This is a genomic window from Leifsonia sp. PARNA 1/14 (assembly GCF_055720965.1).
This window is the reverse complement of the sequence record NZ_JBVQSP010000003.1, coordinates 14,888-29,092: the sequence shown is the minus strand read 5'-3', so window position 1 is coordinate 29,092 and position 14,205 is coordinate 14,888. Positions and strand designations below refer to the sequence as shown.

Below are 14,205 nucleotides of genomic sequence, written 5' to 3'. Positions count from 1 at the left end.
GAACATGAGAGGAGACGGATCCCTTCTACGGTTCTGGGGACGACTCGCTGTCGGATTGATTGCGTCGCAGAACCGATCGGATGCGAAACAATTGCCCAGACTCCTCGTCGGAGTTGCGATTGGACCGATACACGATGAGCCCCAGTTTCCGAAACGGCAACCCGAGCATGTCGGACGTCGCGCGCCGGGCAGGCGTATCGCTCGGCACCGTCTCCAACGTGATAAATCATCCCGGCAAGGTGTCACCGAGGACGCGTGCGCGCGTACAGCGAGCGATCACTGCACTCGGCTTCGTCCGCAACGGGGCCGCGGGATCGCTGGCCAAGGGGACGAGCAGCATGATCGGCTTCGTGATCGTCGATCTCGGCAACACCTTCTTCCTCGATGTGGCGCGCGGGGCAGAGGATGAAGCGCAGGGGTCGGGCAGGTCGTTGCTCCTGGCCAATTCGGACATCCAGCGCGCGAAGCAAGACGGTTACCTCTCGTTGTTCGACGAGGAGCGCGTTGCCGGCATCCTCGTTGCACCGCTTCCGCACACGCTGGCGCATGCCGAGAGGGTGAGGGCGCACGGGAGGCCGGTCGTCGTAATCAACGATGCGTTCGAAGATCCGGAGAGCTGCGCCGTCCTCATCGACAACGAGCACGGCGGCTACCTCGCCGCAAAGCACCTCATCGACCGCGGTCGTACGCGGCTCGCGTTCGTGGGCGGTCCCGACGAGCTGACCCCGGTGCACGATCGGCATACCGGAGTCGAGCGCGCGATCGCCGAGACGCGCGGGTCGGTCTCGCTCGAGTACATCCCGACCGGTCAGGTTCAGACCGTCGACGGGCGCGAGATCGGGCAGCAGATCGCTGCGCGAAAACGCGACGGCATTCCCGATGGCATCGTGGCCGCCGCGGATCTGCTCGCGGTCGGAATAGTGCAAGCGCTCCTTCAGGACGGGAGTCTCTCCATCCCTGGGGATGTGGCGATCATCGGCTACGACAACAACCGGATGGCCTGGGACAGCTCGATCCCGATCTCGACAGTGAGCCAGCCGGGCCGCGAAATGGGCAAGGCGGCCGCAGCCCTCCTACTCGATGAGATCGCGAACCCGGAGGAGCACGTCCATCGAAGGATCATTCTCGAACCGACGCTGATCGCCCGTCGAAGCACGATCGCCGACTGAGCTTTTCACCCCCACGCGGGGGATATCCGCAAATTCCTTGCGACTGTCTGCGCGACGACTGTATGCTCGGCCCGAGAAATTGAAGCGCTTCATTAATGATGCGTTTCAATGCCTGATCCGGCGACTGGCCGGACGCACTCAAAGGAGAGGAAGGCAAGATGACACTCAGTCGTCGGATGCGTCGGGTCGTGCGACTCGCCGTGCCGGTCGTTGCAGCAGGTGCGCTGCTCGGCGGGCTGCAGATGGCACCAGCATTCGGATCGCCCGCTGCTGGACACCAGACGGTGCCCGCCGGCTGCCCCTGGATGGATCCACACGAATCCGCCACCAAACGAGCGAATCAGCTCCTCGCGGCGAGCACCCTCGACCAGAAGCTGCGCTGGCTCGACGAGCAGGCGGCGAACAGTCCGGCTCAGACGACGTTCACGGGCGGTCCCTTCGGCGGCGGGGCGACCTATCCGGCGCAGGTCGCCTGCACCCCCACCGTCGTCTACACCGATGGCCCGGACTACGTTCGCGGCACGAAGGGAGCCACCGTCTATCCGTCGCAGATCGCACTGGCAGCGTCCTTCAGCACCGACCTCGCCTACCAGAAGGGCAAGTCCCAGGCGGATGAGGCGTTCCGGTCGGGCAAGAACGTGATCCTCGGCCCGGGCGTCTCGAGCTCGCGCACCCCGCTCGCGGGCCGCACCCCCGAATACCTTGGGGAGGACTCGCTCCTCAGCGGGACCATGGCGGCCGGCGACATCAACGGCATCCAGCAGGGCAACCCGGACGAACCGGTGATGGCAGTCGTCAAGCACTACATCGCCAACGAGCAGGAACTCGACCGGCAGACCAGCTCGTCGAACATCGACGGACGCACCCTGCGCGAGCTCTACAGCATGCCGTTCCAGATCGCGCTGAGCAAGAGCGCACCGGGCGGCATCATGTGCTCGTACAACCAGGTCAACGGCGTCTACGCCTGCGAGAACCCGATCCTGAACAACCTCCTCAAGGGCGCGGACACGAACTTCGCCGGATATGTCACGTCGGACTTCGGTGCGGTGCACTCGACGGCTCCGTCTCTGAACGCCGGACTCGACCAAGAGCTCAACGCTCCGAAGTTCTACACGCCGGCCAACATCAACGCCGCGATCGACAACGGGTCGGTCACGGTCGCCCAGGTCGACCAGGCGGCCTTCCGGGTCGTGCGGGCCTACATCGCCGCAGGGCTCTTCGACCACCCGCTGCCGACGACCCCGACGGCGACCCCCTCGACGGCCGCCAACAAGGCGGTCGCCGAACAGATCGCCGAGCAGGGCTCGGTGCTCCTGCAGAACACCGACAACATCCTGCCGCTGTCGAAGTCGTCCGCGTCGGTCGCCGTCATCGGCCCGACGGCCTCGAACACGCCGACCAACGGGGTCAGCGCGGCGACGGTCTGCGCCGAGGGTTCGCCGAACGCCCCCTTCGGCGGCGGCAACGCCTGCGTGAACCCGGTCGCGCCGCTCGACGCGATCACGACCCGGGCAGCACAGGTCGGTGCGAGCGTCACGTTCAACAACGGATCGGACCCGACCGCTGCGGCGGCGGCTGCGGCATCCGCGAAGGTGGCCATCGTCTTCGGTTACGCCAAGATGGGCGAGTTCGCCGACTCGACCAGCCTCGCTCTGGACAACAACGGCGACGCGCTGATCTCCGCGGTCGCCGCGGCCAACCCGAACACCATCGTGGTGCTCGAGACCGGCACGGCGACGACGATGCCGTGGCTCAGCCAGGTCAAGGGCGTCATCGAGGCGTGGTATCCGGGCGACCAGCAAGGCACGGCGCTCGCCAAGCTCATCTATGGTGACGTGAACTTCACCGGTCGCCTGCCGATGACGTTCCCGAAGTCGCTGGCCGATATCCCGACATCGACGCCGGCCCAGTACCCTGGCCTCCTGTCGAACGGCACCACGACCCGTGCAGCCGGCGACACGTCGATCCGTCAGGTCAGCTACAGCGAAGGTCTCGCCGTCGGTTACAAGTGGTACGAGAGCAAGGGCATCCAGCCGTTGTTCGCGTTCGGCTCCGGCCTGTCGTACACGAGCTTCGCATACAGCAAGCTGCAGATATCGCCCGCGGTTCAGAACAACCCGAAGAAGCCCATCACCGTCTCGGTGACGGTGAAGAACACGGGTGCGAAGACCGGCGTCGAGTCGCCGCAGGTCTACCTGACCCTGCCGACCGCCACGGGTGAACCCGGGCAGCGGCTCGTCGGCTTCACCAAGGTGACCCTCCGGGCCGGTGAGAGCAAGAAGGTGTCGATCACGATCGACCCGTCCTCGGCCGACAAGCCCCTGTCGTACTGGGATTCGACCGCCCACGCCTGGGCGACCGCTCCTGGAACCTACGGCGTGAACGTCGGCGGCTCGTCGACGGCCTCCCTGTCGGCCAGCTTCACGGTCGCTGTCAAGTAGCCACGGCAGAACAGGAGGGCGAGGTGCTTCGGCACCTCGCCCTCCGGCACAACCGAGTGCGGTCATGCGAGGTTGGAGGAGCTCCAGGGCGCTCGAATCCCAGGCCCTCCGCACCGCAAATCGCGCGAGCTATCATGAGCCTGCAGGGGCAGCCCCGGGTGCCCTGAGGCGATCATGACGGAGGACCGGATGGCCTATTTGGAACGACAGACTCCGCTGCCCGATTTCTCGACCGACACCATCCATGCCGACGAAGTGCTCGCGCCGGAAAACGTGGTCTCCACCGGAACCCTTCCTGCTGTCGAGCGAGTCCACGAGCTCATCGAGACCGCCCACGAGCGTTACCGGGGCCTGGATGACGGAGACGTCGCCGACTACATCCCCTCCCTCGGCCGAGCGGACCCGGCCCTCTTCGGTATCAGCGTGTGCAGTGTCGGCGGGCTCACGACGAGTGTCGGCGACTCCGCCCACGCCTTCTCGATCCAATCGATCTCGAAGGTGTTCGTGTTCGCCCTGGTCTGCCACGAACTGGGCCACTCCGAGGTGTCGCGTCGCGTCGGCGTGAACAACACGGGACTCCCGTTCAACTCGGTCATGGCCCTCGAACTGAGCGACGGCGACCCGCGGAATCCGCTCGTCAATGCCGGCGCGATCACGACGACCAGTCTTGCGCCAGGCTCGACGGCCGCAGAGAAGTGGGACTTCGTGCAACGTGGGCTCTCACGTTTCGCCGGGCGACCGCTCGAGATCGACGACGAGGTCTACGCGTCGGAGTCCGCCACCAACCAGCGCAACAGGGCGATCGCCCGGCTGCTCCAGAGCTACGGGCGGATGGAGTTCGACCCGGCCGAGGCGACCGACGTCTATACGAGGCAGTGCTCGCTCCTGGTGACCGCAGAGGATCTCGCCGTCATGGCCGCCACGCTCGCCGATGGAGGTGTCAACCCGATCACCCGCGAGAAGGTGATCGACGCCTCCGTCTGCCGTGACACGCTCGCCGTGATGGCCACGAGCGGACTGTACGAGTTCTCGGGGGACTGGCTGTTCGAGGTGGGCATTCCAGCCAAGAGCGGCGTCTCGGGCGGAATCGTCACGGTCGCACCGGGCAAGGGCGGCCTCGGAACGTTCTCCCCGCGGCTCGATCCCGCAGGCAACAGCGTGCGCGGGCAGCGCGCCGCGCGATTCCTCTCCCATTCGCTCGGGCTCGACATTTTCGCGTCGGTCCCGGGTGAGTTCTGAACCGTTCACTAGTCCGCCGCGATCACCCTAGACACATACGCCGACCTCTTCGACGACGACCTCGACGAGGTCGCGGTGCGCCTCAACGAGGGAGGTCATCAGAAAAGTGTGGGCTCGGCGGGCCGAATCGGCTGGCTGAGGAAAGAGCGAAGGCCCAGACTTCCGCGTGATCACGCGGATCTCGGGGCCTTCAATCACTCAAGAGGATGGCGGAGAATGGGGGATTCGAACCCCCGAGGGCTTGCACCCAACACGCTTTCCAAGCGTGCGCCATAGGCCACTAGGCGAATTCTCCTGGGTTGCCACCGCTTGTGGGCGACGGCTCACAATATCTTAGCGGACGCCGGAGCCGGTGGCGTGCACGGCCTCCCAGCCGGAGCCGCTAGACTGTTTGGCGGCTCCCCACGTGGCGCCATCCAGGCCAACTCCCCCAGGGCGGAAACGCAGCAAGGGTAACCAGGCTCTGGCGGGTGCGTGGGGGGTCTTTTTCGTGTCCGGCATCGCATGGTTCGTCTTCAGGATCCGGCGGAGCGCGCCGCGTAGAGTGTGGGCAGCACAGCAGCTGTCCAACACCCTCCCAATTGTTCTACGCTTTGTAGAATGACACTCCGACGAGTCGAGGTGCGCGAATGACCGAGCAGGTTTCCGTGGAGCAGGGGATCGCCGAGCTGGCGTCCGAAGCGTACGTGGTCGGCTTTCCGCTCGTGTTCGATCTCGAGCAGGTCGACCGCTTCACGCGGGAGGGGCTCGGGGCCGTGCCGCCCACGCCCTACAACACGTTCGGCCACGCGCGGGTGCTCGCCGGCCCGGAGACCGAGTTCGTGTCGGTCAACAACGACACCGTCTACTCGATCGCACAGCTCGACCTGGGCGTCGGGCCGCTGCTGCTGGAGGTTCCCGCCGTCGGCGACCGCTACTACGTGCTGCAGTTCGTCGACGCCTGGACCGACAACTTCGCCTATGTCGGCACGCGCGCGACGGGCTCGGAGGCGGGCAGGTTCCTGCTGGTCCCGCCGGAGTGGGAAGCCGGCGAGGCCGACGAGGCCGACGAGGCGACCGTCATCCGGTTCCCGACCCGCATCGGCACCATCGTCGGCCGCTGGGCGGTCGCGGGGCTCGACGACCTCCCGGCCGTGCACGCCCTCCAGGACGCTCTGACGCTGACGCAGACACGAGAGTCGTTCGCCCCTCCCGCTGGTGTCCCGGAGGTCGAGAGCACGAACAGCGAGGCGATCACGTTCTTCGAGCGGATGCGGGTCTGGTCGCAGGAGTTCCCGCCGGCGGAGCACGACCGGCTCGCGCTCGCGACCTACGAATCGATCGGGCTCACGGGCTCCACGCCCATCGCCGACCTGCACGACGGCGTCCGCGATGCGCTGGAGGAGGGCTACGCCGTCGGCAAGCAGGCCTTGGAGTCGGCCCTGCACACCGCTGTCCCGCTGGTCGACGGCTGGCAGGTCAACCTCCATGTCTTCGACTACAACACCGACTTCTTCGAGGTGGGTGCTCTCGACAGCCCCGCCTGGCAGCTGGCCGACCCCACCACCCGCTACGCGCACCGCGCCGCCGCGGCCCTCGGCGGCCTCTGGGGCAACCACGGCTACGAGGCCGCCTACTTCCCGACGTACGTCGACGCCGACGGGGAGGCCCTCACGGGAGACCACGTGTACCGCCTGCGCCTGAGCCCGACCCCGCCGGTGGGCGCCTTCTGGTCGATCACGATGTACGACCTCCCGCACTACTACCTGGTCGAGAACCCGATCGGGCGCTACTCGCTGGGCGATCGCACGCCGGGGATCGTCTACGACGACGACGGCGGGCTGACCGTCACGATGAGCGCCGACCGCCCGGCGGGTGCGACGGCCGCGGCCAACTGGCTCCCGGCGCCGCGGGGCGCGTTCCGCCCGCTGCTGCGGCTGTACGCGCCGGGGCCGGCCGTTCTCGACGGCAGCTACCGGCTCTCGCCGATCGAGCGAGTTGCGACAGAAGACCACGAAGACCACGAAGACCACGACCACACACCGCCGATCGACGAGGAGACCCGCTGACCGTGGCCCGTTCGCTCTACATCACCTCCGCGGAGGGGCACACCGGTAAATCGACCGTCGCCCTCGGCGTGCTCGAGTCGCTGCGGCACTCCGTCGAACGCGTCGCCGTCTTCCGGCCGATCGCCCGCTCGGCCGTCGAGCGCGACTACGTCCTCGAGCTGCTGCTCGACCGGGTGAGCGCCGAGCTCACCTACGAGGAGGCCATCGGTGTCACTTACGAGGACGTCCACGCCGACGCCGACGCCGCCCTCGGCGAGATCGTCCGGCGCTTCCGCGACGTGGAGGCGCGCAGCGACGCTGTCGTGATCCTCGGCTCCGACTACACCGACGTCGGCAGCCCGACAGAGCTCGGCTACAACGCCCGCATCGCCGCGAACCTCGGGGCGCCGGTGCTGTTGGTGCTGGGAGGCCGCATCGGCCAGGGCTTCGGCGAGAGGCTCGGTCAGGCCGACCCGCGCTCGCCGGAGGAGCTGCGCCAACTGGCCGAGCTCGCCCTCGCCGAGCTGCGCGAGGAGCACGCCGGCGTGATCGCGGTCATCGCCAACCGTGCCGACTCCGAGCGCCTCGACGCGATCGTGGGCGCCGTCGGCGAAGCGGTCGCCAGCGCGGGGCCGGCGGTCGCGGCAGGTCCGGAGGAGCCTCCGGTGTGGGCGATCCCGGAGGACGCCTTCCTGGTGGCGCCCAGCATCCGGTCGATCATGGAGGTCACCGGCGGGACGCTCATCGCAGGCGACGAGGAACTGCTCGCACGCGAGGCACTCGGGGTCGTCGTGGCCGGCATGTCGATGAACAACGTCCTGCCGCGTCTCGTGGAGGGGGCGGTCGTCGTCGTGCCCGGCGACCGCACCGAAGTTCTCCTGGCCGTGCTGATGGCGAACGCGTCCGGCACCTTCCCCTCGATCGCGGGCATCGTGCTGAACGGCGGGTTCGACCTCCCGGAGCCCATCGAGCGACTCCTCGCCGGCCTGCGGTCGCCGCTGCCGATCGTGCGCACGACGTTGGACACCTACGAGACGGTGGTGCGCATCACGCACGCGCGGGGACGGCTGGCCGCCGACTCGCAGCGCAAGTACGACACCGCGCTCGCGCTGTTCGAGCGGTTCGTCGACGCCGACAGGCTGCTGGCGCTGCTCGACGTCTCGCGGCACCAGGTGGTCACGCCGCTCATGTTCGAGTACGACCTCATCGAGCGCGCCCGCGCCGCCGACAAGCACATCGTGCTCCCGGAGGGCGAGGACGATCGCGTCCTGCGCGCCGCGGCGACCCTGCTGTCGCGCGGGGTCGCCCGGCTCACGATCCTCGGCGAGCCCTTCGAGGTGCGGTCGCGGGCGATCGAGCTCGGCCTCGACCTCAGCCGCGCGGAGGTGCTGAGCCCGTTCGACGACGTGCTGCGGCTGCGCTTCGCGAACGAGTACGCGAAGTTGCGCGCCCACAAAGGCATCACGGTCGACCAGGCCGCCGACACCGTCACCGACGCCTCCTACTTCGGCACGATGATGGTGCACCTCGGCCTCGCCGACGGAATGGTCTCGGGAGCGGCGCACACGACCGCGCACACCATCCGGCCTGCATTCGAGATCATCAAGACGCGTCCGGGTGTGTCCGTCGTGTCGAGCGTGTTCCTGATGGCGCTGGCCGACCGGGTGCTCGTCTACGGCGACTGCGCCGTCGTCCCCGATCCGACGTCGGAGCAGCTGGCCGACATCGCGGTGTCGTCCGCGCGCACGGCCGAGCAGTTCGGGATCGAGCCGCGGGTGGCGATGCTGTCGTATTCGACCGGCGACTCGGGGGCCGGGGCGGACGTCGACAAGGTTCGCACGGCCACCGAGCTGGTCCGTGAGCGCGAGCCGCAACTCGCCGTCGCCGGCCCGATCCAGTACGACGCGGCCGCCGACGCCGCCGTGGCTGCCGCCAAGATGCCGGGCTCGGAGGTCGCCGGGCGTGCGACGGTGTTCATCTTCCCCGACCTCAACACCGGCAACAACACGTACAAGGCGGTGCAGCGCAGCGCGGGCGCGGTCGCGATCGGGCCGGTGCTGCAGGGCCTCCGCAAACCGATCAACGACCTGTCGCGCGGGGCGACCGTGGAGGACATCGTCGACACCGTCGCGATCACGGCGATCCAGGCGGCGCTCTCATGAGCGCCGTGCTGGTCGTCAACAGCGGCTCGTCGTCACTCAAGTACCAGCTGATCGACGCAGCGAGCGAGGAGGCGCTGGCCTCCGGGCTGATCGAGCGGATCGGCGAGGCCTCCGGCCACATCCGCCACACCGGCCCGCGCGGCCGCTGGGAGACCACGCTCGCGATCCCCGACCACACGGCGGCGTTCCGGGTGATGCTCGACGCGTTCGGGTCGGAAGGGCCGAGCCTCGACGAGAACCCGCTCGCCGCGGTCGGGCACCGGGTGGTGCACGGCGGCAAGCGCTTCTTCGAGCCGACGATCGTGACGCCGCTCGTGGAGATCAACATCGAGGATCTCTCCGACCTCGCGCCGCTGCACAATCCCGCCAACCTCCAAGGCATCCGCGCGGCGAAGGCGGCCTTCCCCGACGTGCAGCACGTCGCCGTGTTCGACACCGCCTTCCACCAGACGCTCGCGCCGGAGGCGTACACCTACGCGATCGACGCGGCGCTGGCCGACAAGCACCGGGTGCGCCGGTACGGCTTCCACGGCACCTCGCACAAGTACGTGTCGGGAGCGGCGGCGGACTTCGTCGGCCGCGCGCTCGGCGAGCTCAAGCAGATCGTCCTCCATCTCGGCAACGGCGCGTCGGCCTGCGCGGTCGACGGAGGCCGCTCGGTGGACACGTCGATGGGTATGACGCCGCTGGAGGGGCTCGTGATGGGCACGCGCTCGGGCGATCTCGACCCCGCCGTGCTCGTGCATCTGGCGCGCCGCGCCGGCCTCGGGATCGACGACCTCGACGAGCTGCTCAACCGACGCAGCGGGCTGCTCGGGCTCTCCGGCCACGGCGACATGCGCGACGTCCGGCACGCCGCGGAGTCGGGGGACGTCGCCGCACGGTTGGCCCTCGACACGACGGTGCACCGGCTCAAGCACTACATCGGCGCCTACACCGCACTGCTGGGCGGTCTCGACGTGCTGACCTTCACTGCGGGGATCGGCGAGAACGACTGGAGGCTGCGCGCCGAGGTGTGCGCCGGCCTGGAGGTCCTGGGCATCCGGCTCGATCCCGAGCGCAACGCCGACGGCTCGAGCGAGGCCAGGCGGATCTCCGCCGACGACTCCCGCGTGACCGTGCTCGTCGTCCCCACCGACGAGGAGCTCGAGATCGCGCGCCAGTCCCTGCAGGCGGTCGGCGCGGGCTGAGCGGGCGGGTGCGGCATGCGGCGGCGCGGCGACGAGGCCGAGCGGGTCGGACGGCCCACCCGGAGGGCATCCCTGCGCACCGCGGTCGCGACGGCCGTCGCAGCGGGCTTCGCCCTGGTCGCCGCGCTGAGCGGGTGCGCGACGATCGACGGCCCGGCCGGGCCCCGATTCGTCACGCCGCCCCTGATCCGGTTCAGCTCCGTGCTGTGGCCGGTTCCTCTGCAACTGGTGGGGGCGCAGCCCGGCACCCGGTTGCGGATCACGGCCTCCCTCACTTCGGCGCGCGGCACGTGGACGTCGAGGGCCACCTACGACGTCGGCGGCGACGGGACGATCGACTTCGCCCATGACCGACCCCAGCTCGCTCCGTTCACCCGGCCGGACTCCGCCGGCCTGTTCTGGTCGCTGCGCGGCCCGTCGCTCGGCGCGGTGGATCTCGCCCGGCAATGGATGCGCGACACCAGTCCCGTGACGCTGACCGCGGCCGACGGGGATCGCGTCGTCGCGCGCCGGACGTTCCGGCTCCAGGGGCTGGGCTCCAGCGCGCGATCCGACACGGTCTACACGCACGACCTTTCGCCGGACGGCGCCGGCAGCCAGCCGCCGCCGCACGAGACCCACGAAGACGGGCCGATCGGCACCTTCTGGAGCGCCGCCTCGATCGAGCGGCCGACCGGACCGGCCGTGCTCATGTTCGACGACCCGTCGCCGGGGGCGTCGTCGGCGTTCACGGCTCCGGTGCTCTCGCAGTTCGGGGCATCGGTGTTCGTCATCCCGGTCAGCTCGCCGGACGGGGTGCACGTCTCGACGGTGATCGACAGCGGCACAGTCTCGGCGGTGCTCGAGTGGATGCACCACCGGGTCGGCGTCGATCCCCGGCACATCTTCGTCTACGGAACGGGAGCGGCCGAGCAGCTGGCGGTCTGGGCGGCCACCACCTTCCCGAAGCAGTTGCACGGACTGTTCGGGGGCGGCGGCGCGTCATCGTTGTTGTGCCTGGCCGGGTCGAGTGCGTCACCGGTCTTCGCCGGGAGCGTCGGGCTGCCCTGCGAGCGTGAGCCCGGGCCGGCGGTCGCTCCTCCGTCACTGCAGGAGGTCGCCGGACCGGTCGTCCTGATCTGCGGCCGCGACGACGGCGTGTTCGCGAGCGCGTGCGACGACCTCCAGGTTCTCTCGCGCACCCGCACGCTGCGCGCCGGCGATCAGCTCCTCCTGGAGGCGCGCGCGGCTCACGCCGTCACGGTGCCTCCCGGTCTCCCCATCGCGTTGCCGATCGGCGGCGACTCCTCCGGCGCGGACGCCCAGGCGACGCAGGGCGCACGCATCGCGTTCTGGAACGCGGTGGGGCAACAGCTGCTGCGGGCGGTGCTCTCGTGACCGGGAGGTCGCGCTCGGCCAGGCGGGGGCGCGGGTGGGCCGCGCTCGTGGCGACAGGCGTGCTGTCGGCCGTGGCGGCGCTCAGCGGCTGTGTGACCGCCCCGGCCGGCGGCACCCAGATCGTCGTGGCGCGCTTCGGCAACGCGACGGCCGATCCCGTCGTCGTCTCGGTGACCGGCCTGCGACCGGGGCAGGACGTCGTCCTCACCGCCACGGCGACGACTCTGGCGGGGGAGTGGAGATCGCGGGCGCTCTACGCGGTGCCCCCGACCGGAATCGTCGACACCTCCTCCCAGCAGCCGATCACCGCGCCGTTCGTGCGCCCGGATGCCGCCGCGCTGTTCTGGAGCATGAGCGGCCCCGCCGTGAGCCAGACCGACCTGGAGCGCGCCTGGGCCGAGGGACCCGTGCGGATCGCGCTGACCGCGCAGCAGCAGGGGGTGCAGGTCGCGACGACCGAGGTGCAGCGCTCGCCGCTGGCGGCGCAGAGCGTCGAGCGTGATGTGAGCGTGGCCGATCTGACCCGGGACGCGGCGGCCGGCGACGCCGTCCCGCCGGCGACAGGCCCGGGCCTGCGCGTCGGCACCCTTTTCACTCCGCTGCCGACGCTCGTCCATCCGCGCCCGGGAGTGCTGCTGATCGACGGCGACGACGATGCGGCGTCGGGTGCGTTCGCGGCACGGAGGATCGCTGCCATCGGCTTCCCCGTGCTGACGCTTCCGGCGTTCGGCCCGGAGGGGCAACTCCCCGGGTCGGCGGCGCTCTCGGTGCAGACCTTCGACGCCGCGCGCGCCTGGCTTTCCCGTCGGCCGGGCGTCGACCCCGACCGCATCGTCGTCTACGGCACAGGACCGGCCGCCCCGATCGCGCTCTGGTTCGCGGCGAACGAGCCGGGAGCGGTCTACGGCGCCATCGCCGCCAGCGGTCCCACCGCGGGACTCTGCGCGTCGTCGGCCGGCGCGCCGACGCTGCTCGACGACGGCCGTCCCGTTCCGTGCGCCGACCCGTCCCGGACGATCGCCGACACCCCGATCCTCCCGCTGGGCCGCATCCCGGGACCGCTCCTGCTCGCCTGCGGCACAGCGGACGAGCTGCTGCCGACTGCCTGCGACTGGACCAGCGCGGGCGCCGCGGCCCGGGGGCCTCGCGCCACGGGCGAGACGCTCTTCGCCGACGGATCGGCGGACGAGCTGAGCGCGCCTCCGATGCTCCCGATCGGGCTGAGCGACCTGCCGCCCCAGACCGCGCAGGCGACGAAGGACGCCCGCGTGGCATTCTGGTCGCGGGTGACCGCACTGTTGGAGGGAGCGATCGGGCCGTGAACACCGCGCGGATCCGCACGACGCGCCGCCGTCTGCTCGCGGCGCTGGCCGGCGTCGCCCTCGCGGCGGTCGCGCTGGCCGCCTGCAGCTCGCAGACCGCCGCGGCGGGCCCGCGCTTCCAGCTCAGCGCGAATCCCAGCCCGGTCTGGCAGCCGGTCGGCATCCGCGTCGTCGCCCTCCCTCCCGGTCAGCAGGTCACCATCCACGCTGTGCTGCGCCCCGGCGGCCAATGGTCCTCGCAGGCGGTCTACGCCGTGCCGGCCGACGGCGTCGTCGACCTGGCCAGAGACGCGCCGATGAAGGCCCCGTTCACCGGGGCCGACGGGATGGGGTTGTTCTGGACCCTGCACAGCACCACCGGCGAGGCGGCGACGTCGGACGTGACCTGGGGCGGTTCCTCGTTCTCCGTCGACCTCCAGGCGTCGGTCGCGGGCCGCCCGGTCGCGGAGGCGCGTGTGCAGCGCACCGGCCTCACGGTGGCGGCACCCGCGCGGGCCGTGTTCGACGACGGGATCACGGGCGACTACTTCCAGCCCACCAGCTCGGCGGAGGGCGTGCGGCCGGGAGTCATCGTGTTCGACGGCACCGACCCCGGCTCGCAGACGGGGGTGCTCACCGCGGCGACGCTCGCCGCGCTCGGCTTCCCGACGCTCGACCTGTCGACCTACGGTTCGGCCGGTCAGCTCGACCCGGTGCGCAGCTTCCCGGCCGAGCGGTTCCTCTCCGCTCTGAGCTGGCTGCGGTCGCAACCGGGCGTCGACGACCAGCGCATGTTCACGTTCGGCACCTCGCGCGGTGCGCAGCTCGCGCTCTGGGCGGCGGCGGCGTATCCCGGCACGGTCTACGGGGCGATAGCGCCGGGAGGCACGACCGGCCTGATCTGCCCGTCGCAGGTGCCGAGCCCCACGGTGACGGTCGACGGCGCCTGGGTGCCCTGCACGACCGGCACCCACGACCCCGCTTCCGCCGCGGTGCTCGACCTCCAGAGGATCCCCGGGCCGGTCGTGCTCGGCTGCGCCGGCCACGACGAGGAGCTCGCCAACGGGTGCGCCTGGCTCGACGCCGCCGCGGCCAAACGGCCGCAGCGCGAGGGCGACGCCTACCTGCGCGCCCCGGACGCGACGCACCTCTTCTATCTGCCGCCCTACACGCCGCTGCTGCTGCCGACGGGGTCGGCCGCGCAGCCGACGGAGCGTGCCAGGGAGGCTCTCTGGGCGGACATCCTCTCCGCGCTCACCGCGCCGTCGTCGGTCCCGGGCCACTGAGGCCGATTGTCGG

The 14,205-nt window shown here is 70.2% G+C and carries 9 protein-coding genes, 1 tRNA gene and 1 other RNA gene; 10 read left to right on the top strand and 1 reads right to left on the bottom strand.

What is annotated here, in order from left to right; all coding sequences use genetic code 11:
- Positions 1–134: 134 nt before the first annotated feature.
- The 3 genes from AC0HS0_RS09670 to glsA all read left to right on the top strand — a co-directional run bounded on the left by AC0HS0_RS09670 (position 135) and on the right by glsA (position 4,849).
- On the top strand, positions 135–1,169 hold the full coding sequence (locus AC0HS0_RS09670; protein ID WP_472963589.1) for a LacI family DNA-binding transcriptional regulator: 1,035 nt from the start codon (positions 135–137) through the stop codon (positions 1,167–1,169).
- A gap of 158 nt (positions 1,170–1,327) precedes the next feature.
- Positions 1,328–3,610, top strand: coding sequence for a beta-glucosidase (locus tag AC0HS0_RS09665; protein WP_472963588.1), 2,283 nt, complete (start codon positions 1,328–1,330; stop codon positions 3,608–3,610).
- A gap of 174 nt (positions 3,611–3,784) precedes the next feature.
- Positions 3,785–4,849, top strand: a complete 1,065-nt coding sequence (gene glsA, locus AC0HS0_RS09660) for a glutaminase A (RefSeq protein ID WP_472963587.1) — start codon at positions 3,785–3,787, stop codon at positions 4,847–4,849.
- Between the two features lie 207 nt (positions 4,850–5,056).
- On the opposite strand, the gene AC0HS0_RS09655 is transcribed toward glsA, so the two are convergent.
- A tRNA-Ser gene (locus tag AC0HS0_RS09655) sits at positions 5,057–5,144 on the bottom strand.
- 98 nt (positions 5,145–5,242) lie between these two features.
- Between AC0HS0_RS09655 and ffs the strand changes: the two genes are divergently transcribed.
- The 7 genes from ffs to AC0HS0_RS09620 all read left to right on the top strand — a co-directional run bounded on the left by ffs (position 5,243) and on the right by AC0HS0_RS09620 (position 14,192).
- Positions 5,243–5,339, top strand: an RNA gene (gene ffs, locus AC0HS0_RS09650) — signal recognition particle sRNA small type.
- 139 nt (positions 5,340–5,478) lie between these two features.
- Positions 5,479–6,897, top strand: a complete 1,419-nt coding sequence (locus AC0HS0_RS09645; protein ID WP_472963586.1) for a DUF1254 domain-containing protein — start codon at positions 5,479–5,481, stop codon at positions 6,895–6,897.
- Positions 6,898–6,899: 2 nt separating this feature from the next.
- Positions 6,900–9,038, top strand: coding sequence for a phosphate acetyltransferase (gene pta, locus AC0HS0_RS09640; RefSeq protein ID WP_472963585.1), 2,139 nt, complete (start codon positions 6,900–6,902; stop codon positions 9,036–9,038).
- Complete coding sequence (locus AC0HS0_RS09635; RefSeq protein ID WP_472963584.1) at positions 9,035–10,228, top strand: acetate/propionate family kinase; 1,194 nt, start codon at positions 9,035–9,037, stop codon at positions 10,226–10,228. Before pta ends, AC0HS0_RS09635 begins: the two co-directional genes overlap by 4 nt.
- 15 nt (positions 10,229–10,243) lie before the next feature.
- Entirely contained in the window at positions 10,244–11,605 is a 1,362-nt protein-coding gene (locus AC0HS0_RS09630) for an acyl-CoA thioesterase/BAAT N-terminal domain-containing protein (protein WP_472963583.1), read from the top strand.
- Positions 11,602–12,927 carry an acyl-CoA thioesterase/bile acid-CoA:amino acid N-acyltransferase family protein gene (locus tag AC0HS0_RS09625; protein WP_472963582.1) on the top strand — a complete coding sequence of 442 codons (1,326 nt, stop codon included), beginning with the start codon at positions 11,602–11,604 and terminating at the stop codon, positions 12,925–12,927. Before AC0HS0_RS09630 ends, AC0HS0_RS09625 begins: the two co-directional genes overlap by 4 nt.
- The gene (locus AC0HS0_RS09620; RefSeq protein WP_472963581.1) at positions 12,924–14,192 is read left to right on the top strand and encodes an acyl-CoA thioesterase/BAAT N-terminal domain-containing protein; all 1,269 of its coding nucleotides are present in this window, start codon (positions 12,924–12,926) and stop codon (positions 14,190–14,192) included. The genes AC0HS0_RS09625 and AC0HS0_RS09620 overlap by 4 nt, the downstream gene beginning before the upstream one ends.
- Positions 14,193–14,205 lie beyond the last annotated feature (13 nt).

Bases quoted from the DNA above. Each gene is read 5' to 3' on its own strand.
- AC0HS0_RS09630 (WP_472963583.1), top strand. From the start codon at position 10,244: ATGCGGCGGCGCGGCGACGAGGCCGAGCGGGTCGGACGGCCCACCCGG.
- AC0HS0_RS09635 (WP_472963584.1), top strand. From the start codon at position 9,035: ATGAGCGCCGTGCTGGTCGTCAACAGCGGCTCGTCGTCACTCAAGTAC.
- AC0HS0_RS09645 (WP_472963586.1), top strand. From the start codon at position 5,479: ATGACCGAGCAGGTTTCCGTGGAGCAGGGGATCGCCGAGCTGGCGTCC.
- AC0HS0_RS09670 (WP_472963589.1), top strand. From the start codon at position 135: ATGAGCCCCAGTTTCCGAAACGGCAACCCGAGCATGTCGGACGTCGCG.
- glsA (WP_472963587.1), top strand. From the start codon at position 3,785: ATGACGGAGGACCGGATGGCCTATTTGGAACGACAGACTCCGCTGCCC.
- AC0HS0_RS09665 (WP_472963588.1), top strand. From the start codon at position 1,328: ATGACACTCAGTCGTCGGATGCGTCGGGTCGTGCGACTCGCCGTGCCG.